This is a genomic window from Aerosakkonema funiforme FACHB-1375, assembly GCF_014696265.1.
In the GTDB taxonomy this organism is placed as follows: domain Bacteria; phylum Cyanobacteriota; class Cyanobacteriia; order Cyanobacteriales; family Aerosakkonemataceae; genus Aerosakkonema; species Aerosakkonema funiforme_A.
The window spans coordinates 1-21,543 of sequence record NZ_JACJPW010000054.1 but is presented as its reverse complement, the minus strand read 5'-3'; the positions used below and the strand labels follow the sequence as shown (position 1 = coordinate 21,543).

The window sequence follows — 21,543 nt, the reverse complement described above, 5'->3', positions numbered from 1 at the left end:
GGTACTCTGAACTTGAGAGGTAATAATTTGCTCTCAAGCACAATGCAGAGATACCCAATTAAAAGCAGAGAGACAGTGGAAGTGAAAATTGAAGTAATTGACGAAAAATCCCCACATTTACAAACCGTCATAGCACTGGGGGATGCCAATAGAAAGACTGTTGGCTTTCTTGCTGATACTGCTTTTGTTGACCATGCGAGACGCGGGAATATATTTGTAGCTGTTGATTCTCAAGGGGAGTGTATCGGCTATGTGTTATATGAGTATACCCGAAGACACAATCGCCATCGCTTAGTCCATCTGTGCGTCGCTCCAGCACATCGCGGTAAAGGGGTAGCCAAATTCCTTATCGATTACCTTAAACAAATAACTAAAGAATCTAATGGGATTGGGTTACATTGCCGTGAGGATTTTAAATTAGAAAAAATGTGGTCTAGGCTAGGTTTTGTTGCTAAATATGATAAGCCCGGAAAAAATAAGGAGGGGAAACTACTCATATATTGGTGGTTCGACCACGGTCATGCAGATTTATTTGATGCTGCTCCAACACAGAAACTTGAATCGAGACTATGTGTAGTTATTGATACGCAAATTTTTGAAGAAATTTATATAGATAAAGAAACTGATTTTGCTGAATCAAAGTCTCTATTTGCTGATTGGCTACAGACTGAATTAGAGTTGTGCATAACTGATGAAATCTTTAATAAAATAATCTTACTCAAAGATAGTAAAGAAAGGAATAAGCAGCGCAACTTTGCTCGACAAAAATTTACCCGTTTACGCAGTCAGCAAAATTTTGATTCTGTTGTTACTTCCTTAAGCAGTCTATTATCTGATAAAGAGGCAGCGATCGATGAAATTGAGGTGCGTCACTTAGCTAGAACTATTGCCTCTGATTCTCAAGTTTTTGTCACCCTAGATAGTAAATTATTAGAATTAAGTAGCGAAATTTATGAACATTTTAGAGTATCGATCATTCGCCCTAACGACCTAATTACTCAGCTAGACGAACTTCGCAGAAAACTTGACTATCAGCCTGTACGTTTAGCTGGGACTACACACCTAGAACAAATACCAGTTCAAAAGGGGCAAGAAGATTTATTAAGTAACTATTTTCAGTGTGAAGAACAGGGAGAAACAAAGGCTGAATTTCAGCAGCAGCTACGTCGATTTCTTGCTGAATCAGATAAATTTGAGTGTTGGGTTGTTAGAGAAGAAGAAAATCAACCACTAGCTTTGGTTGTGTATGGCAGACAAAAAAAACATGAGCTAGAGATTCCGATGCTGCGGGTGGAAAATAATCCTCTATCAGGGACGCTTGTACGCCACTTAATTTTTAAATCTATATTACGTTCTGCTCGCGAACAGCGGCAATTTACAAGGATTAGTGATTCGTACTTAGCGGAAAGCGTTATGACAGCCATTCAGGAGAGTTCTTCCTTCCGACGAGTTACAAATGGGTGGTTGAAGATAAATTTAGCATTAGCTGAAACTGCATCTGAGTTGTCACAGCGTCTGATTACTCTAGGCTCTACTTTGGGAGAGGAATATCAGATTTGTCTTCAATTTGCAGAGAGTCTTAATACAGAAAATATTCTTACAGATGTGCAAGCATCAGTAGACATTGAACGCTTCCTGTTTCCGGCTAAAATTATTGATGCTGATATTCCTACATTTATCATTCCAATTCAACCCAAATGGGCCGCAGATTTATTCGATGAAGGGTTAGCTAACCAAACCTTATTCGGAGCAAAACCTGAACTAGCATTCAACCGTGAAGCTGTCTATTATGGAGCTATACAGAACCTCAGAAGATTACAAGCTCCCTGTCGAATTCTCTGGTATGTGAGTGGAACACAGGGTGAACGCAAAGGTAAAGGATTTCGTGAAGTCCAATCTGTGCGAGCCTGCTCTTATGTGGATGAGGTTATCATTGGCAAGCCCAAGGAGCTTTATCAACGTTTTCAACGATTAGGGGTATATAAGTTGAGCGATATTGAGAAGGTGAAGCGAGACAAGCATGGTAATATAATGGCAATTCGCTTTAGTGATATAGAGCTATTTGACACTCCTATTATGTTAGAAACAATTCGGCGAATTTGCGGAAAAGATTATGATTTTCAATGGGCGGAAAAAAATCGGAATGAATGCTTTATAAAAGTGTATAATTTAGGAATTCATACTTCACAGAAAAGTTGAATTTTTATGTTGTTTACTATACTTCTCCTCTCAATTAAACCTAAATATGCTAAACAAATTTTCGAGACTAAAACGAAGAAAGTAGAGTTGCGTAGGGTGCGTACTCGGTTGAAAAAGGGAGATATTGTTCTAGTTTATGTTTCATCTCCTGCAAAGGTTTTTGTAGGTTCATTTGAGGTGGAGGATGTGATTGAAAGCCAAGCATCACGTAAAGAGCTTAAAAACTTTTGGAATAAGTTCCAAGACAGTATAGGCATTACAAAACAAGAGTTTAACAGCTATTATGAAGGAGCCTCAATAATTGTTGGTATTCTGATTAAAAATATTAGACTTTTTGAAAATCCTGTTGAATTAGAACGCTTACAAGAAGAGTTGTCTTACTTGCGTCCTCCCCAAAGTTATCGTTACCTGAAAGATAGTGAATATGAGATTATTAAAGCTCTCGGAGAAGATAAAACAGCAATAATGACTGATATTGTGTCCGGTTAAATAATTACAACAGATTGTAGGTAAATAGAGTACGCTAAGGTAAGTAGTTGAATTAGCCTAATGAAAGCTTACTCCATCAACTGTACTGCATAAACTAGCAATCTACTGTTTCATTAAGAGAGCAGGAGAAGAGAGGGTTTTCAGGTTTTTACACAGATATGGTAATTAAAAATAATCAACCGGATATGATATTATAAATAATACCAATTCTCCATAAAGAGCGGCTTAATATTTCGTAATTTATTGCGCTGAAATCTTTGCTAGACATAGTAGCTTGTGCAGAAAGTATTAAGCGCATTGTTACAGACAAATGGTATAAGATGCCGAGTAATTGATTAAACTATTAAATTATCTATCAAAATACGAATACTTCATGTTATTGGAAAAGAAAGCTGAATTTGTCAGACTGTTTCAAGAATTTGTTACATCATACCCCTCCACACCTGCGGGGTTACGTCACACAGCCGCATATAATGAGCAGCGTCAGCAGGGGAAGAGGAATTTTGAGGCGATTTCCTCTGCATTCCAGTCTGGAGAAGACGTAACAGAAGCAGTTCTGTTACAGATGCTACCTTATACGGATTCTGATAGTAATCGGCAAAGGCACGCTTGGATTCATATTGCTCCGGCTTTAGCTACTGATGTCCGCATAAAATTTGAAGCATCTGGATGGACTAAATCAGAGCATTGGAACCTAATTGCTCAAGCAATTTTCAAATTTATTTCTTCCTGCTATAATGACCCCATTCGCTTGTCAAATTGTTGCCAGGAATTTTCGGAAAATTCCTATTCTAAAGGGTTCCAGGCAGGGACGCTTTCTCCTATCCTTAATGCACTTCGACCTGATAATTTTTTGTTAATCAATAAAAAATCGCTAGAAGTTATTAATTACTTTGCTAATACTTCTTACAGTCAAAAGCTAACAGATTATCCAGAAATAAACACGACCGGACGTAAGCTTATTCAAGAATTGGCTCATAATATGCACATACCAGGCATACCAGCTTTGCGAGATGATGACTTATTCGATATGTTTTGTCATTGGCTGGTTGCTATTAAGAAGTATAGTTCTTTTAGGACTCGCTACTGGAAAATTGCACCAGGAGAAAATGCTTGGCAATGGGAGGAATGTCTTAATGGGGGTTTCATTGCTATCGGTTGGGAGGAGTTAGGGGATATTTCTGGTTTAAGTCGAGCAGAGTTTGACTCTCAACGTGATGAACTGATTGCCCAATATCCTGAGAAATGGACAAAAAGCGGTGTAAATCAAGTCTGGGTTTTCGCACAAATTCAAAAGGGCGATCGCATTATTGCAAATCGTGGAACACAAGAAGTGCTTGGTATTGGTACGGTTACAGGTTCTTACTACTTTGTTCCCAACGTCAAACATGGACATAGGTTGCCCGTACACTGGGATAGCATTACTCCTCATCAAGTCAATGAAAAGGGATGGCTTAGAACTGTAATCGAAATTGGTCAGGAAAAATTCGATACTATTTGCAATCCTTCACCAGGGGGCGGGCCTTTTCCACCATCGATTGAAAAAAATCCAGAATATACCTTAGCCCAATGTGCAGAAGATACTGGAATTGAGGAAGAAACATTAAAGTTTTGGTTACAGGCACTTGAGCGCACCAAACAAGCAATCTTTTATGGGCCACCTGGCACGGGAAAGACTTATATTGCTAAGAAGTTAGCTAAACATTTAATTGGTGGTGGTGACGGTTTTATGGATGTTGTTCAGTTCCACCCAGCTTATGCTTATGAGGACTTTGTGCAAGGTATCCGTCCGCAAAGAAAAAATGGAGAATTAGACTATCCGTTGGTTGATGGAAGGTTTTTGGAATTTTGCCAGAAAGCAGGTAACTGTCAGAATATTTGTGTTTTAATTATTGATGAAATTAACCGCGCTAATGTTGCTCGTGTTTTTGGCGAATTGATGTATTTATTGGAGTATCGCCAGGAGGAAATTTCTTTAGCATCTGGGAAAGTTTTCAGCATTCCAGATAATGTGCGGATTATCGGCACAATGAATACAGCAGACCGCTCAATTGCATTAGTAGACCATGCACTGCGCCGTCGCTTTGCTTTTATTTCTCTTTACCCGAACTACGAAATTTTACTTCGCTATCACGTTTCAAGTGAGTTTCCGGTAAAGGGATTAATTCAATTGTTAAAACAACTAAATCAACAAATTGGAAATCCCCATTATGAAATAGGTATTAGTTTCTTTCTGCGACCCAACATAACCGAACAGATTGAGAGTATTTGGCGACTAGAAATTGAGCCATATTTGGAGGAGTATTTCTTTGACCAACCGAGTAAGGTAAATCAGTTTCGCTGGGATAAGGTGAAGCAGCAGGTGTTCCTATGAGTGCAGTACCGCCACGGGTAATTGAGTTAGTTGAGTATAGTCCGGTGCTGTTGGGGCGGTCGGAAATTCCCGATGCGGTGGGGGAAGCTTTGTGGCGCAATTATGAGACACAGGTAGCTGTGGATTTCCCTTCTCCTAAGACTGGGAACCGATGGCGACTAACTGCACGAGGATGGGTGGGACATATCCCGTTAACGCCTGATTTCCACTTGGCATTGCGTCCAAAAGTGCAATTGGGTAATCTCCTGGGGATGTTGGAATATGCTTATGAACTCAAGAGTTTTTATTTTTTAGAAGGGCTTTTTGATTGTCAGACTCTAGAGGATTTTTATGAGCGATTGGCTGATATTTTAGCTAATCGAATTCTTAACCGAGGTCGTCAAGGATTTTATTGTGCTTATCTGCCTAAAACTGAGTATTTACCTTATGTAAGAGGACGCATTAATGTGCGAGAGGTTATTAGTAAACCTTGGGATGTTAAGGTGCAGTGCGATTATGAAGAACACACGGCAGATGTTGAAGAAAATCAGATTTTAGCTTGGACTGTTTGGTGTATTGCTCGTAGCGGTTTGTGTACGGAACGGGTGTTACCAACTGTGCGCCGAGCTTATCATTTGTTACAGGGTTTGGTGACTTTGCAGCCAAAGAGTCCACAAGTTTGTGTGGGGCGACAGTACAACCGTTTGAATGAAGATTATCGATTATTACACGCACTTTGTCGATTCTTTTTGGAGCAAAGTGGGCCAAGTTTTGAGATGGGGGAGCGATCGATGTTACCCTTTTTGGTTGATATGGCGCGGCTATACGAACGATTTGTAGCTGAGTGGTTGAAAGCACATCGGGAAACTATTTTATTACCGCAGGATTTAGATATTAAATCTCAAGAAAGATTGTATGTCGGTCAAGGTATATATTTTGATATTGATTTGGTGTTGCAAGATGTGGCAACGGGGGTAGCTAAATATGTGTTGGATACTAAGTACAAAGTTCCTACTGCTCCTGCGTCGAGTGACATTGCTCAGGTGGTAGCTTATGCAGAGGCGACGGGATGTGAAGAGGCGATTTTGGTGTATCCGACATCTTTAATTGAGCCGTTGGATATTAGGGTTGGTAGGATTATAATTCGGAGTTTGACTTTTTCTTTGGCAGGGGATTTGGAGCAGGCGGGTTATATATTTTTGCAGGATTTGCTTGGTGCTGGCTTATTATATAATCAAGCATTCTCTTAGTAAGACACCTATAATAAAAGAGTTTAGATGTTATGTTTTTTAGTTTTACTTTCCGATATTGGTAATAACAACGTATGCTTAATCTCCTCACGCACTTTGGGCGACCCTTCACAACCACTATTGAGGCAATCCACCAACAATTTATTAGCATAGTAATACTGTTGAAGCAATTTTTTCTGGTACTCGCTGAACTGACTCTTCTGACCTAAATCTCGATATTCAATCATCACCAACTTTAATTTATCCGTCCAAAGCTGGCCGTTATTTTGCCACCATTCTATAAATTTTTCTTCATCTGTATTCGGGTCAGGTAGTTTATTTTTAAGTTGTTGTAGCGAATGGGTTAGTTTAAGGTTAAATTTAGGGTGAAGGGCATTTACCAGTTCACGATTAAAGTTATGGGCAAGGTTATGGGCAAGGTCAAAAGCAAGGGCAAGATCATTTTTTAGGCTACAAAACTCACTATAAGCATCATTAAAAGCCTTACCAATAGGATTATTGAAAATAATTGCATCACTGGAAATTTTGGTAGCGTTAATTACACAGGCATAATTAATGGCATCATCAAGGACAGAGGCACTGACAAGAGCATTGTTAAGAGCTTGGTCAAGTTGTTGGACATGGAAATGGTCAAGACCAAGAATAAAGGTAAGGTAAAAGGCTCTCACAGTCGGCTTGTCAGCAACCTGAACTGCAAGTGATTTTTGGTTCACCCAGGCTAGAAACTGTTGTAACTTATCATCAGCTACAAGCTCATCAATCTGCTGTTTCATTGATAACAGTAGCTGATCGGCTGGTTGCATCATGCCAACTGCTAGTAAAAATACTTCTCGCCAACTTCTCTTGGTTATGTGGCTGACCAACCTATTCAAAGCGAGTGGATTAAGACTATCAATAATTGCTCTGGCAGTAAAATGCTCCTGAAAAGTCAGATGGGAGAAAGAATAAATTCGCTGCGCCCTCTCCACCAATAGCCCATGTTGGACTGCAATGGATTTCAGCACTGCTTCACTATCTAGCTGCAATTGGATGGGGTCAGTATTGGCATCTGGTAAGGTGCGGAGATAGTTTGCGATAAGTTGCTGTAGTTTATCTTGCTCCAAAAAGTAATCGCCACGCTCAAAGGTAATTGCTGCTACCTGACTTAGTAGCTGTTTTTTGCGTAATGCAGATAAATTTTTATAAGCATTATCCCGTTCTATCCCCCTGGATTCATCCCATTTTATCAGTAAAATTTCTAGCCCTTCTTCATATAGCTTGGCTCGGTTAGATGGGAATTCAGTTTTGGATTGAAAAACTAAACAGGTCAAAATTAACAAAATAGGGGTAACGGCAATTTCCCGAATAGGCTGGTTTTCAGGAAGATTTAGCTTTTCTATAAATCGAGTTGCCTTTTCTTTACCCTCTTCCTCTGAATTTTTGTCAACCGCTATAAACCACTTTTTAGCAAAATCCTCAATTTGCTCATCATTAAAATCTGATACTTCAACATCAGTGAAGTTGGGAAATTTATAATGTTGAGCAGCAATCCGACAACTGATAATAAACTGATTTTTGTAATACTTTTCACAAAATCGGCGAATTTGTTTTACAACTTCATCACCATCCTCTTCTGGCACTTCATCCAAACCATCAAGTAAAATCAGCGCTCTACCGTAATTTAGTATCTTGTCTGTTACCGATTGTTTCACAATGCCACAGCTATCTAATTGTTGGCTAATGTAGTGTAATAGGCTAAAGTCTTCTCTATCGCTAGCATCTTCAGCAAAAGTTTTTAACCGGATAAAAATTGGCACTCGGTCAGCTTGTAACTGACCTTGATTACATTGGATAGCTATGTGTTGTAAAAAGGTGCTTTTACCTGCTCCTGGTCTGCCCAGAACCATTAACTTAGAGTGATTTTCTATAACCTCTAGACCTGGTATTTCTGGATTACGAACATTGCCCAAGCACCACCGATTAAATTCATCAGTTGTTGGGTTATAGATTTGCGGAAAGTCAGAACGCTCTAATCGTGCGTAACTAATTGGTTCATCCAAAATGTTGACATGAACATAGAGGTCATCTAACTCAATCGGTCGAGCAACATCCAATATCCGCAAAGTGCCGCACTGGTCTTGAATTTTGTTGTAGTAGTGCGAACGTATCTGTGGTACTACCTCGACAATAACTCTCAAAAAATCAATGTCCAGAATTGAACGCCATTCCTGCTTTAGCTTTGAACAAATATTGATAAAGACATCACGCTCAATTGGCTCACCTGCGAAAAATTGCTCGATTGACTGGATAGCTAATTTAATCTTATTTGCCAGTGTCTTAAACTTCTCTGCCAAACTCAGATTTTTTTGATTTAACCTCATTTCATCTTGCTTATCCAGATATCCTTGGCGACGCTTTTTTTCCTGAAGCACCGCTTTTTCGCGTTCAAAATCTCCTTTAGCCTGAATTACCGACGGAAAATTTTCAAGAGCCTGTTTTACTTGTTCGAGCTTGTCTGGAGATACCTGGAGGGTTCCTGCCTTCTGCACCAAGATATCAATATCCCAGCTATTGTCCAGTGCCTTCTCAGCTAGCTCAGATTCAACATCCTGGGGTGGAGGAGCATTACTCTGCTCTTTCTCCTCTGGTTCAGATTCAGCGTTTTTGGGTAAATGAGCAACTTCTTTCCAATCTAGATCGAGCTTGAAGCAGATTTCTTGAAAGTATTTACGCTCAACAGTCTTGCCGCTAAGAAACTTACCAATTGGCTGGCGAGTACGTAGATCTACCTCACTCGCCAGTTCGTCTTGCGTCCATCCTGTGCGCTCAAAAGCCCTTTTTACCTTTTCTAGTTTTTCTGGATCTACCCGAAGCGATTTCCTTGCCATACCCTGACTACACAGCCCATATCCACTTTAACCGAGTCTGTTGAAACGCATACCTAAACTAATACCCAAAATCACGCATTTGGAGAACGTTACCCGAACTCAATCTCATCCACCAGCCGTTGAAGCTAGTTGATGTAGTGATTCAAACCTCAGAATTTATGAAATCAACCTACATCAATGGGCGGTTTTACTACAAAGATGAAAATGGCATTCTGCTACCAGCCGTTACCACAATACTTAAGGCTACACAGCCGATTGAGTCTGTAGCTGCCCTTTCTAATTGGCGCAATAAAGTAGGCAACGCAGAAGCAAATCGCATTGCCTTAACTAGCCGTCGTCGAGGAGAACTATTGCATCAATGGGTTAAGGAATATTTGCAAGGGTTATCTCCGATTGCTTCCAGCTTGATTGAACCCTATTGTTATAGCGTTCAATCGGTTTTGGAGAAACTTAGCGATGTCCAGTTGGTCGAGGCAGTTGTGCCAAATTATATGGAAGGATACGCCGGGAAAGTTGATTTAGTTGCCCGTTATGAAGGTGTTCCATGCACTATTGAATTGACAGCTGCTGAAGAACCTAAACTACGAGTGGGAAAACTCTACGATAAACCTTTACAGCTTGTAGCTTATGGTGGTGCAATTAATCGATGCTATGGTGAGAGTTTGTTTGGCACTAAAATTGTTAACGGTTTAATTGTCGTAGCCCTTCCCGGTGAAGACGCGGAAACATTTACGTTCAAACGGGAAGAATTGCTCGACTACTGGCAGGAGTGGTTAAAACGGCTAAAGTCTTTTGGAGAAAAAGCAGCTTGATAAATTCAGAAATAGTTAGGGTAGAACTGGAGGTTGCCAGTTTGACCCCTAACTATTTCTATCCCTATAACTAGGGTTAGGGTTCGCGAATCGCATGGATTGGTCTATAATCATCAAGCCCAGCAGCAAGGTGAAGTGGAGCAGGCCATGTTGTAGCACCGAGATAATGGATTAATCCGTAAAGTCGCAAACATTGAACGAAACTTGCCCAATCACTAAAGCAATCCTTTTCTTGAAGAGTAAGGTTGAGGAAAACGCCACGAGGATTATAACCTTGTGCATAGGGCTTTGGCTTCTTCAGTTCGCCTTTTTTTTCACCTCTTGTTTTTGCCATCGGTATTAATTTACTCTCCTGAAGAATACCACCACTGCGAGACTCAGGACGCTGATTACTCAAGTAGTAGTATCCACATTCAGCGTTTTGAGACGAGGGATAAAAAACACCTGCGGTGTGTCCTGCTAATTCCCCCTCTTCATCGCAAACGCGATAGATAGGAACCTCTAATGTATTAGGCGTAATAATAGAGGCTACGCGAACGTTAGGGTATTCTGAAATGGAAGGGAAGGTAATATTTTCACCTGTATCAAAAGCGAGAGAGTGCTTTTGCCAAAACTGCTTCTGGAGAAATATTAAACCACAAGTGCGTAGATTGGCAGCATCAAAGCAGAATAGCGTTGGCTGTTTAGTTTCTTGGAAGAGATTATTAAATACCCAAGATTGAATGTTACTTTTATTAAAATCAATAGCCTGGAATTCCTTGGCTCCTGATGCCATTTTTACTTGAAAACTATGAAAAGTAAGCCAGTCGTTAATTCCATAGGCTTTAGCTGTAATACCTTCCTTATCCATACGAACTGCCACAGGCAGATATTGAGTTTTTTCACCAATGTAGTAACGGATAAGATATACACCTACACTGGCAACATCTGAGGGGAATTTATCGGTTTCAAAAGTAGGATAAACATAAGCGCCAGCCATTGATAGACCACTCAGTAGCGTATTTTCTACGCGATGAGCAAACTCACTTTTTAGGGACTTTGATTTATAGGGTTTGCCTTCGTTTTTCGCTGCCTCTTTTGCTGCTTCTTTCTGAGCAATTTTATCAGTCAAATCTTCGATTTCGAGCGAATCTTCGTCATCATTTTCGTCCTTGGGTACAAAGTGATCTGTAACACTATACATCCTTGCTAAGGCAGGACGGAAACAAGGTTTTGGATCTTGAGCGGGATTTTTCCAAAAATGATCCTTTGGTCTTATTTCAACTAAGGTTAATGTTACTGCCTGGTTATCTGAGGAAATATTTTTTCTTAATTCTTGATTCTTTTGAAATTGTTCAATTCTGTTTTTGCAGTCTATATCCCATTTTTTACCGGGTAACTCTGCACCAAGAGAGCCAAGTTCCTGCACAATTACATCATTAATTTTATACTTCCTCGCCAGAAGTGGTATCAAATCCTCAGCTTCTTTGCTTTGGGCTAACAACACCAACTTCAGATTGGGTGCGATATAAAATGGAGGAGTATTAGTTTGCTCTGCAAAGTGAGATTTTATAAATTCAGTTACCTTTTTGTAGTGGGAAACTGATTTTCTTAATGCTTTATTGTTAGCACAATGCGAATAAATTTCTACAAGAGGGAACTTGTCACCAAAAATCTCTTTAAATCGTTCCATACAGGCTTGGAGAAAAATTTCATGATCTATAGGGAAAAAGCCAACATCTGTATTATGGGATGGTGACATAGTATTGCTGTAAGTTACTGCCCAAGCAAGTTCATCTTTTTTACAAGGGTTTTGAATTACATCTTTAGCAGTAAATTTATCTCGGAAGTCAAGTTCCTTAACTAAACGCGCAAGATTGCTTTCAAAATCTATATCTTTCTCCTTGCCCATATACTTCAATTTACAGGCAGCAAATCTTGTGGATTTCGTAGGTTTGATGCAGACTGTTGCGCCTGAAGGCAGATATTTAAATTCCCAACTAACCCACCGCTTAATACTATAGTCGCAAATGATGTATGGTTCTCCACTTGTACTGTAATGGAGAACGAATGTCAAGCAATATGAGTAGTAATGTGTTGTTGTCTCCTTTTCTTCACTGCCTTCTTTTTTTCTGGTTTTAACTGCTTGCATCGGAGGCCAGCTAATGACTTCTTTAGCGCCAGATTCAGCCGAGACAATTTCGCGAAAATTTACTTTTTCAAATTCCTCATTGGTTCTAGGATTAATCAAAGCAAGAGGGCTTTTGGCTACTGCGCTTGCTAAAAGATAAGGAATCAAATCATAGTACAAATCGTCAAGATTTAGTTTTCCATCTTTAATGTCCCATACTGGCTGGGGAAGTTGCACTTTTCCGACTTGCAAATCACTACCAGAGATAGCCTGAATTTTAGCAATGTCATCGTCTGTTAAAGAATTGCAATTCTTAAAGGAGACGTTCAGCCAGGTTTTTACAGCAGTAGCAATATAGGCAGTGTCTATCTTTTCAGTGTTGAAATAGAGCCATCTAGCAGAAGATTTAAGTCGGAACGCATTTGGAGAAGAGAACAAAATACTGTCTACCAACAGTTGAAGGACTTGGTTGAGGCATTCAACGGGTGGCAAGACATAATTCTTACCCAGCTTGTGTTGTTGTAACCGATTAAATAGTTCCTTCCAGTGTTTAGGAAGAGTCAGTGCATACAAATCAAATGGGAGCGAGATTTGGGTTGGTACTTGCAATGCAAACAGTTGAATTGTGCTAGATTTTGATGCCATCGATTTTCTCCAATGCACGATAAAAAGGTTCATAGAGCGATCGCACGAGAGCGAGTTCCCGCGTGTCAAAAGCTGTCCTTGTCTTGCCAAAGTAGGGACGAAGGACGTACTCAAATCCTTTAAGTAAGGAGTCTTGCTCAGTTTCCGGTTTCTTTTCAGCCAGGTTGGGGGCCCAGGCTGCATCGATAAACCGAACTAGCGTCGGTTGATTGCCGCGAATGGTACGGGCGATCGCCTGCCACGTCAGTACCATCTGGCTCCAAATCAGTCCTTCTCGGACATCTTTTTCTAACCCTTTGTGGGAATACTGCAACACAGTGTCGAGACTCTTGAGAAACAGGCGATAGCCTTCACTTTTCCAATTTTCAGCAGCTTCGCGCAGTTTCCCCTCTCTCTCTTCTGCTAGCGCCTTTCTTTCTCTACACAATGCCAACCGAAATTTGTAATCGAGGTCGTCAGGTGCAGGATGGGGACGAACTAGAAAGTAAGCTCCACCAAAGGCACTCAGTCCTTGCTGATTTAGGATATTTTTCCCTCGCCCGATCGCTGCTATTGGTGCAATCAGAATAGCTCGATTCGTCTGAGCAAAGTTTTCCACGTTACCACGCGGAATCAAAGATTCATCTATTTCCTCAAGAGGCGATCTAGCTGTTAAAGCTGCAACGCGCTTATTCCATTCTCCGAGAGTATCAATTGTTAAAATTGCATTGTAAACAAACTCAACTTGTTCGTAACTATTGACATACCAAATCAGACGCTTTCGACCTTCAGGCAGAGCATCAAAATCACGTTGCAACCAGTCATTTTGACGCAGCAGCGAGCGCACAATTTGTAACAGTGATTCTTCTTTAGAATCCACCCCAGAAACGCGAACGGATTTCCCATCAGCCCAATAACAGGGAGAAAAGTAGAAACTACTTTGAGAAATTGCTTCTGTGGCACTGCGTTCTTTCGGACGGAGGAGGTAATCTACTGGGCAATTAATATGATCCACAGGGCTTTGAGGAGCTACACTTGTACCGGACAGTAGCAAAGCGTGTGCGCCAAAAGTCCCTTCATTAGCAAACACCTGGGAAAAATTTTCTAAAAGCCAACGTCCCTGTCCTAAAGCTTGAAAATACCAAAGAGTCAATTGATTTGTTTGTCGTTCCAGTTTGAATCCACAAACTAAACCAGATGCTAATCCTGGTACTAATCCATAAAAATCGCGGGGAATGCGATTAAAGAAAACAACCTCCTGAGCGCTATCGACTTGTTCGCCCAGTCCATAAGCTGTCGTCACTGCCTGCTGAAAAAACCAGACGAAAAGTACCAGCTTTAGAAACAAGGCGAATCGACAGCTAAATCCCCATCGATCTTTTATTGTTTTCAACCAACCTTGGTCGGTAAGTTTTTTCTGGATCAGGGAGAGTGTAACCTGCTGTTCTTGATAGTTTTCTTTGGCCAACCTCATAGCATATTCAGCTAACCAAGAACTTTTCCAATCACCCCGAAGAAACTCAGCTAATTCTTGATAAACCGGATTTTTATCAAGAATAAACGTGCTTGATTCAGTATCGATACCTTGAGCCTTGGCTATTTCTAACACGAAATCTCTGGCCAGAGACGAGCAAGTAAAAAACTGCCGTTTGGCCAACCATTCACTCTCATCAGGTGAGAGTTGCAACTGGGTACAGATGTTATCAACTAGAGTATCGGCATTTTGGATAGCATGATTGAATTGTCCAAAAATAACTTGTCGCAAGTCATTTCGAGAGTTGCGGAGTTTCTGCGAGCGCGTCCAAGTTACGATTTGGTCGAGAAAACCATTACTTCCCCGCTCAATCAGTTTGATTGCTGGTAGAAAAGTTGAATCTAAATTAGATTGAATTTTATCGCACTCGTCAAAAAAAACAACGCTGCAAGTGCGATACATCAATTCGTAATAATTAATTGATTGCGGACTGACGTGAGGTAACGGACGAGTGAAAATAGCGGCGGCTACTGTCGTCAAAATCACTTGAGCATCTGCTAGTTGATTAGCATCTCGATGTCTAGGACATTGGCCGATTAAAGGGCAGATTCTCTCCCCCTCGAATTTATTATTGCTATCTTCATTATTACTATCATCATCTGCTCGAATTTGTCTCAACTCAAAGCAAGGAGGTGATGTGGGAACTGAAGGTTGAAAGTAACTGCTTAAAGGACAAGCTGTTGATAAGTGTTCAAAACCATCTAGTCCACCACTGACACTATGCCAGTTTTCTAAATGAACTTTTCGATTTCTTTGACCGATGACAACTGATACCCGCACTCCAGCCTTTTTTAAAAGCGTCGCCATTCTCAGACAGGTAACAACTTCGTTAAAGACTACGCCAACTCGGTGTCCTTTTTTTATCAGTGCTACAGTTAAAATTTCAATGAGTGTGGATTTGCCAGCATTGAGCAGCCCAACTAAGTGTTTTACTCCATCAAAGACAATCGAATCGGTGGCCGCAAACCCCATTTCTTGAAAGTGTTCGAGAATGATTTTTTGTAATTGTTCCTTTCTGTATTTATCTTCGCTGTTTTGGTCTAAAAGCTCTGCTGCCTCTTCCATTTCTGCTCGTGTGATGGCGATCGCGGGAGTGTGTTCGCGGTGCAAGGAGATAGTCTTTCCCTGATAGCGGGGAAAATCTTGGGGAATTCTGACACTGTAAGCAGATTCTTGAGAACGAAATGAATATTCCTTACCAGGTTCGGCGTATTTAACGGTTCGAGTGCGATACTTGAGTTTATTGCTCAGTAAGTCCTCAAAGCGCTCGAAACGGTTGCCCCAGACGGCAGGCATAGATTTACGAGAGAACCGATAAGCATCATCAATCTCATAAGCTCGATACTTGGAAGGAATCTGTCTGTATGCTCTGACTGACTGCTCTACAGTATCTTCGTTTGATAAGTAGTGCAGGAGTTGCCTCAAATTGAACAGTGTTCTTTTTGCTTCTGCCGTCTCTACTAAAGCTATTAAAGGCGGAAACAAATAAAATCGACTGGAGATGAGCAACCAAACAGAAGTAGCTGTATCGAGTTCTGATTGAAGTCCGAGCTTTTCAATGGCAAACAGAGCTAATTCCACATCTAGCAAGGCTTCAATCTGGTCTCTGGGGAGCTTGGCTGACTCTTGTAGCGTAGCGCTTGCTTTCGATCTCCAAGACCTAGTTTCTCTCATGTTCTCTCTTCCTTTTTTTAGTGCGAGAGGTGATTTTTGAGGAGGACGTGCTGCCCTCACCTGTGGGCGGCGCTTGAGCCGTCCGTTGCACGGGAAATTCCTCTAATTTCTTTTTGGCTAAGACGAAAATAGCATCATCAAAAACGGGTCTTACATCCTGCCAACGCCAGCGCGATTTAAGTTCTTTGAGATAGGCAGGACGCTCTTTCTTGCGTTCGTTGGGAATGACAATATAGGCTTCATCCCAAGGCGGATCTTTGGGAATGGGTTCGTCGCCCAGACGCTTTAATAATAGGTAGGGGTTAGAGTAATCCTTGAGATCCAATGCCCAAACTTTGCCGTCAGGAAACGTCACCCGCAAGTCGTAGCGATCTCTCTCTGGGTAAAGCTCAACCTGTAGCCCTAGTTCTGTTAATTTCTCGTAGAGTCGAATTTCGGCCCGCCCTGGGTAAAACCAAAAACGTTCAATCCCACGTTTGAGCTTAAGACAATCGTTGGAAAGTTTGACTTTTTTCTTGAGTCGCCGTCCAGGTTGGCAGCGATTGCAGTTGGGGTTGGCGATCGCCTGTTCCCGATCTACTGCGGCTAGTGCGTGACAGTAGGGGCAGGCATAGAAGTTTCCCTCCAATTGGTAGCAACTTGGCGCTATTTCGTAGCACTCCTCTAACAAATCGGACAGCCCAATCCCCAGTCCAAAGTAGCCTTTGGCCTCTACTAACTCCTGATTGGACAAAACGGGATGCTCGACAATAAACCTACGGAACTTCGTATAAATTTGCGCCCCTTGTGGATGCGCTTGGCATCGTTGCAGCAAGATAGTTGCTATTCTGGACTGCTCTTGAGAAAGAGTGCTTCCACCAAAGGCTTCTGCCAACTCGATAGTTAGTTCAGTTGGTTCCCCCAGGAACAGCAACGTATCTGAGCCATCGATCTCTTCGTCAACTTCTACTCCCCATTCTTCAAAAGGCTTTTCGCACCAATCCTGGTAAAACTCCGGCACGCTCGCTGGGGCGGATTGTGACTTGTCTGCCAGTAAAAATGCCAAAACAACCTTGTCGTAACCCAGTTGCAGGTTTTGAGGGTAAGGATAAAGCCGCCCCTGCTGCTGAGAAGTCTGGATTAGACCTGCGGAAATCTGCTCTAGTGTGGGTAGTTCGATTTTCACGTCGGTTTACTACCTTAAAAAATCTATTTTTTATAATTGTAAATTGGTTTATACGGTTTTGACATGGAAATATATAAATAATTTTATATTCTAACTAGACTATGAAATGAATGACGCTAAGATAAGGCAGAGGGCAAAAGGTAGAGTTTAAAGAACGAAAATTAGGTTTATTAGCGTAAAAATCGGATTAAAAGGCATAAATGGGCATTTTTAGTATTTTTGATTATTCTTACTTCTCTTTACTTCTGCCCCCTGCCTTACCCCCTCTTAGAGCTTAACTTCGTGCCATTCGACCCTGAAATCTAGACCGCTACTTAAACACCAGCGTTCGCATAGCGGCGACCCAGGAGAATGGTTACTCTTGGGCGAGGAACGTGTTTATCAGCCGTTGCGAGGACGCCCACGCAGCTATCGCGGCCTATGGGTCAGGCGTTTTCCTGGGTAGATGAACGATGGTTCGGATCGGGACTTACGCTCCAAACCCGGTTTCTTTAACAATGAAAACTTTGTTCTAAGTCTGTTTTTCCAACATAGTGATCAGCCGTCGCAACTTACCAGCTTGTTTGCGCTGCTTATAACGGCGCTTGGCTTCTGCCATAATCTGCGACATCACCGCTTCATCAGCAGCAGCCAGCATCCATGCCGCTTCCAAAAATACCTCAACTGTTATCCCTTGGTCTTTGCAAAATCGGGTCAAATTTGTATCGATTTCTTCCTCAAGAACAATCGCAGAGTGGCGACGAGTTTTGGGTAACTTAGCCAACTCTTGCTTTAATTCCTCTAAAGTGGCTCCAGTATTCTCTTTTGGGGTAGTGTCATCTGGGGTAACTGCTTCAGAGGATGGCAAGGAAGCAACCAAGGAATCACTTCTCTCTGGCACAACCGCCCGCTTGCGGTTTTGGCGAATCCGGTCTAATACGCTATCTGACATTGCTGCCTCCTACTTCAACAGTTGTTTGATTTTGTCCAACAGCACCTCAAAGGGATACTCCAAGTCGGCATACCCCATCTGTTGCAGTGTGCTGCGCTTGTTAATTGCCTGCTTGTAACGTTCTGATTCTCGAATTGAGGGGAGAACCAATTCTTTCCCCACCTCTTCTCGCATTCCTTCAACAGCCAGACGGCTTTCGTTGGTCTGTGTATTACCAATCCAGCGATCGCGAAATGGCAACACCCCCAGAACTTGAGCGTTTGTGGCTTTCACTTCCTGTAAAGTTTGCAGCAAGTCGAGCGTCCGTACCAAAGAACCATATCCTTTAACAGAGGCTTCTGCTGGAATCACCAGCGCATCAGCTGCCCCAATTACGGTTAAACAAATCTGCGATCGCTGCGGGGGAGAATCAATTACGCAGATCTTAAATGCACTGGCGATCTGTTCTAGACGACGCAACAGCAGGGTCGCCCCCACCCCACTATTAGAGAGATAGTCCTGCACCGTATCGAGTTGGTCATCCGCTGGAATCAAAAACAGGTTGTCGTTTCCCTCAATCGGATAAATGCCGTCTTCTACCGCTACAGACTTCTTCAGGCATTCCAGCAGCGTGGGTTGATTGGGTTGCAGTTCCAATCCCAGATAGGTTGTCAGGTTGTGCTGGGGGTCAGCATCAATCATCAGGGTCGAATAACCCAGTGCTGCTAGCCTGCGACCCAGAAAGAGGGCGGCGGTAGTTTTACCTTGGCCTCCCGATAAGGAGGCGAACGCGATGGTGAGCATAGCTTTGACTAAATAGCTAAATCTATTAATTTATTCTTTTATTAAAAGCTAAATCAATTAAAAGCTAAATACATCAAAAGCTAAAAAGCTAAATTTAGCTTTTTGGATAATTAGCTTTTAATAAATTAGCACAAAACAGCTACAGGCGATCGGTCAAGAAGATCTGCTGAAACTCTTTCAGGGCATGGCAATTGCCGCCGCAGCTATAAGCGGCTGATACTCAAGACCAGAAAAGGGACGATTTTCCTCACTCCACCTCGCACTCAGGTTACACAGCAAGCGAAACTGGAGCGGTGTCGGCGGTTGATTGACACGCTCTACACGCACCTCTACCAGACTGGGATTCCTCCGTAGAAGCTCAAAAATCTCACTATTCAAGTATCGTGGACAATACCCGACGATGTAGTGGTCTTCTGTGTTGAGAGTTAATGCTTGGGAATCAAAAGTATTTTGAAATTCATGAGCTAACCACAACTTTTCTCCAGGTTCAAAGCGATTAATTCGCTCAATAGCAGATTGGGGCAAGTGTCGCAGTCCGTGGGAGAAAAAGTGAAGATGATAACGCCCTTCTTCATCTGGTGCAGGACATGGAAAAACAGTGAGTGTATCTGTTTCTCTTTGCCCACCGCTGCGGGCTAGCATAGCAATTGGGCCATCTTCATGTTCCGGAATATTCAGCCATTGGATAAAACTTGAGTAATCGGGACGACTTCGAGGCATCAACCGATTAGAGAATACAGAAAATAAATGGGTTGATGTATAGACCTCATCTAAACGCGGAAACGATAACAAAGGTTGAAAACCGCATTTCTCTTGAGCTTCTTTAGCACCTTGCGTGTAGACAAATTGGTAGTTCGCTCCGTCAAAAGTTAACCGACCAATGGGAAACCAGGAGCGACTATTAGGGTCTTGCCAAGCCAAAAATAGTGTTTTGAGTTTATTCAAAGTAGTGAATCCCTTAAAGTAAGTAGTTTGTGTTGGTTGAATTCCAGAATTTTTTGGGCAAACTCTGCTGCAATAGACGAAATGCGAGTATTAGGAATCCGATTAAAAATCTCTACTATATTTTCTTTGGAAATACTTTCAAGTCGTGACAGCCACATAAGGGCAGCTTGAGGATAACGATGAGCAACGCGGTGAAAGACATCAAAAGTTTTGAGGGGCTTTTTGTCGCCAACATTCTCATAGAATGCTGAGAAACATTTGTTGGCATAAGCTTCTACTGAACGTTTCTGCCTTTGTTCATCAGATAGGTCACGACCTAAACTTGAGGCATGGTCGAATGTGGGTGCTAAATGAATTGTTTCCACAGAATTAGACGCTGCTTTACTTCTTACAATTCCCCAGTTTTCGTGGTGGCGATCGCCATTGCCAATCCAGGCATCTAACAGGAGATAGCCGACAAAGACTTCCACTGCGCTTTGGATGCCTTCTGGTGCTGTCCAACCAATAGGAAGGTTCACAGAATCGTCTGAGATAACGCTTAGTACGATATCAATTGTATGTTGTGTCACCCCGTAAGTTCCAGAGGTGGGGTAATTCGGTACGATGGGGGTGAGAAGTTCGTTACCATGAACGAGCGTCCCTCCTTCGATTGGTAAAAAGTTGGGTGAAACGACACCGCGATTTCCTTCCCAAGTTTCTGCTAGTTCATAAACAGCGTGAGGGAGTCCCAAGAGGAAGCACAACTGGGATGCCACTTTCTCAGCCCAATCTTCGCCTAAGTTTTCTCGCGCTTGTTTATACAGACAAAGACCCAATTTTTCATGTTTAAACCAAAACTTATACTTGCTCCCCATCGTTTCATTTGTGGAGAGTTCATAAGCTTCTTCGCTGACAAGAATAACGGGGAAGTTTGGAGTGCCTGTCATTCAGGTGGGTTTAGAGCAATGACCTAAATGTTTGCTACGAATATATTTCCTAATAGGAAATAGTTCAGTCGTCTTGGAGTTCTTCCACAAGTATGTGTTAAACAAACAATACTCAATATTAGAAGCAAACTAAGTGTAGCAAACATTTTCCTATTTGATATTACTCTAGCTAAAGAGCAAAACAATAATAATTGGGACTGTGTTGAGAGCCACAGTAAAATTTTAAACTGTCCGGTTGCGCCCAGTTTCAGTGAGATAAAGACGCGGCGATCGCCACTCGTCATCCCGTCCCCCCCATCAGCCAGTTCCAAGCGGTGTGCGTAAGTATGGGTAAATAGTCCAGAATTGAGCGAGCGCACTAGATCCGGGTTTTTTGGTAGCTAGATCCGGTGTGTTCGTAGTTACGGTAAAAACATGATTTATCAAAGGTCTGACCTAACTTTTAAATATAATCTCAAGCAAGGATGACACGGTTGGCTGATGTCCTCTTTCATAGATTTGAGGCGACGAGACTCTTGTCAGTCAACCAATTCTATGGTACTATGTAATAATGGTATTTTGTGCTTTTTTATTATTTTAGAAAATATTTCCATTATATAAATAGTACCCGAAAACTTTAGTGCAGTCAAGAGCAGCGATCGCGAAAAAGGTGACGATCGCTATATAGCAATTACCCAGGCGGGTGTCGTCTTTCATCCCCAATCTGAAAACGGGGAACTAAAAGACTGGTGCCGATCTTTCTTGTAAAAGGCAATAGCCGTTCTGGAAAACTTGCTCAAACTTACTCACAGACCTCGAAAGCCTGATTGATAGAGAGTTTGACGTTTCCTTCCTGCTTCATCGAATCCTTGATGGCAGTGCCATTAAGTTGGTGTGACCCT

At 41.9% G+C, this 21,543-nt stretch carries 13 protein-coding genes; 5 read left to right on the top strand and 8 right to left on the bottom strand.

Annotated elements, in window-relative coordinates:
• The first annotated feature begins 75 nt into the window (after window positions 1-75).
• The 4 genes from H6G03_RS20600 to H6G03_RS20585 all read left to right on the top strand — a co-directional run bounded on the left by H6G03_RS20600 (window position 76) and on the right by H6G03_RS20585 (window position 6,291).
• Window positions 76-2,199, top strand: a complete 2,124-nt coding sequence (locus tag H6G03_RS20600; protein ID WP_199315394.1) for a GNAT family N-acetyltransferase — start codon at window positions 76-78, stop codon at window positions 2,197-2,199.
• A 6-nt stretch (window positions 2,200-2,205) separates the two neighbouring features.
• Window positions 2,206-2,688: a hypothetical protein gene (locus H6G03_RS20595; protein ID WP_190467624.1), complete on the top strand. Its 483-nt coding sequence runs from the start codon at window positions 2,206-2,208 to the stop codon at window positions 2,686-2,688.
• A 373-nt stretch (window positions 2,689-3,061) separates the two neighbouring features.
• Window positions 3,062-5,062: an AAA family ATPase gene (locus H6G03_RS20590; protein ID WP_190467622.1), complete on the top strand. Its 2,001-nt coding sequence runs from the start codon at window positions 3,062-3,064 to the stop codon at window positions 5,060-5,062.
• Window positions 5,059-6,291: an McrC family protein gene (locus H6G03_RS20585; protein ID WP_190467620.1), complete on the top strand. Its 1,233-nt coding sequence runs from the start codon at window positions 5,059-5,061 to the stop codon at window positions 6,289-6,291. Before H6G03_RS20590 ends, H6G03_RS20585 begins: the two co-directional genes overlap by 4 nt.
• Window positions 6,292-6,314: 23 nt before the next feature.
• Here the strand turns inward: H6G03_RS20585 and H6G03_RS20580 are convergent, their stop codons facing one another.
• On the bottom strand, window positions 6,315-9,158 hold the full coding sequence (locus H6G03_RS20580; RefSeq protein ID WP_190467617.1) for an NACHT domain-containing protein: 2,844 nt from the start codon (window positions 9,156-9,158) through the stop codon (window positions 6,315-6,317).
• Between the two features lie 158 nt (window positions 9,159-9,316).
• Here H6G03_RS20580 and H6G03_RS20575 point away from each other — a divergent pair, with 158 nt between their 5' ends.
• Complete coding sequence (locus H6G03_RS20575) at window positions 9,317-9,970, top strand: exonuclease (protein WP_190467614.1); 654 nt, start codon at window positions 9,317-9,319, stop codon at window positions 9,968-9,970.
• Between the two features lie 76 nt (window positions 9,971-10,046).
• Here H6G03_RS20575 and H6G03_RS20570 read toward each other — a convergent pair whose 3' ends face one another.
• From H6G03_RS20570 to H6G03_RS20540, 7 genes are all read right to left on the bottom strand, one after another.
• On the bottom strand, window positions 10,047-12,725 hold the full coding sequence (locus tag H6G03_RS20570) for a pPIWI_RE module domain-containing protein (RefSeq protein ID WP_190467612.1): 2,679 nt from the start codon (window positions 12,723-12,725) through the stop codon (window positions 10,047-10,049).
• Window positions 12,709-15,912 (bottom strand): pPIWI_RE_Z domain-containing protein, encoded by a 3,204-nt coding sequence (locus H6G03_RS20565; protein ID WP_190467609.1) that lies wholly within the window; start codon window positions 15,910-15,912, stop codon window positions 12,709-12,711. The genes H6G03_RS20570 and H6G03_RS20565 overlap by 17 nt, the downstream gene beginning before the upstream one ends.
• Window positions 15,899-17,077 (bottom strand): restriction endonuclease-related protein, encoded by a 1,179-nt coding sequence (locus H6G03_RS39310; protein ID WP_190467606.1) that lies wholly within the window; start codon window positions 17,075-17,077, stop codon window positions 15,899-15,901. The genes H6G03_RS20565 and H6G03_RS39310 overlap by 14 nt, the downstream gene beginning before the upstream one ends.
• Window positions 17,078-17,588: 511 nt before the next feature.
• Window positions 17,589-18,008: a hypothetical protein gene (locus H6G03_RS20555; RefSeq protein WP_190467603.1), complete on the bottom strand. Its 420-nt coding sequence runs from the start codon at window positions 18,006-18,008 to the stop codon at window positions 17,589-17,591.
• Between the two features lie 9 nt (window positions 18,009-18,017).
• Complete coding sequence (locus H6G03_RS20550; protein ID WP_190467600.1) at window positions 18,018-18,791, bottom strand: ParA family protein; 774 nt, start codon at window positions 18,789-18,791, stop codon at window positions 18,018-18,020.
• Between the two features lie 177 nt (window positions 18,792-18,968).
• Entirely contained in the window at window positions 18,969-19,736 is a 768-nt protein-coding gene (locus H6G03_RS20545; protein ID WP_190467597.1) for an HIRAN domain-containing protein, read from the bottom strand.
• Window positions 19,733-20,662, bottom strand: a complete 930-nt coding sequence (locus tag H6G03_RS20540; RefSeq protein ID WP_190467595.1) for a HipA domain-containing protein — start codon at window positions 20,660-20,662, stop codon at window positions 19,733-19,735. Before H6G03_RS20540 ends, H6G03_RS20545 begins: the two co-directional genes overlap by 4 nt.
• Window positions 20,663-21,543: the final 881 nt, after the last annotated feature.

Bases quoted from the DNA above. Each gene is read 5' to 3' on its own strand.
- H6G03_RS20595 (WP_190467624.1), top strand. From the start codon at position 2,206: ATGTTGTTTACTATACTTCTCCTCTCAATTAAACCTAAATATGCTAAA.
- H6G03_RS20590 (WP_190467622.1), top strand. From the start codon at position 3,062: ATGTTATTGGAAAAGAAAGCTGAATTTGTCAGACTGTTTCAAGAATTT.
- H6G03_RS20585 (WP_190467620.1), top strand. From the start codon at position 5,059: ATGAGTGCAGTACCGCCACGGGTAATTGAGTTAGTTGAGTATAGTCCG.
- H6G03_RS20580 (WP_190467617.1), bottom strand. From the start codon at position 9,158: ATGGCAAGGAAATCGCTTCGGGTAGATCCAGAAAAACTAGAAAAGGTA.
- H6G03_RS20575 (WP_190467614.1), top strand. From the start codon at position 9,317: ATGAAATCAACCTACATCAATGGGCGGTTTTACTACAAAGATGAAAAT.
- H6G03_RS20570 (WP_190467612.1), bottom strand. From the start codon at position 12,725: ATGGCATCAAAATCTAGCACAATTCAACTGTTTGCATTGCAAGTACCA.
- H6G03_RS20565 (WP_190467609.1), bottom strand. From the start codon at position 15,912: ATGAGAGAAACTAGGTCTTGGAGATCGAAAGCAAGCGCTACGCTACAA.
- H6G03_RS20555 (WP_190467603.1), bottom strand. From the start codon at position 18,008: ATGTCAGATAGCGTATTAGACCGGATTCGCCAAAACCGCAAGCGGGCG.
- H6G03_RS20550 (WP_190467600.1), bottom strand. From the start codon at position 18,791: ATGCTCACCATCGCGTTCGCCTCCTTATCGGGAGGCCAAGGTAAAACT.
- H6G03_RS20540 (WP_190467595.1), bottom strand. From the start codon at position 20,662: ATGACAGGCACTCCAAACTTCCCCGTTATTCTTGTCAGCGAAGAAGCT.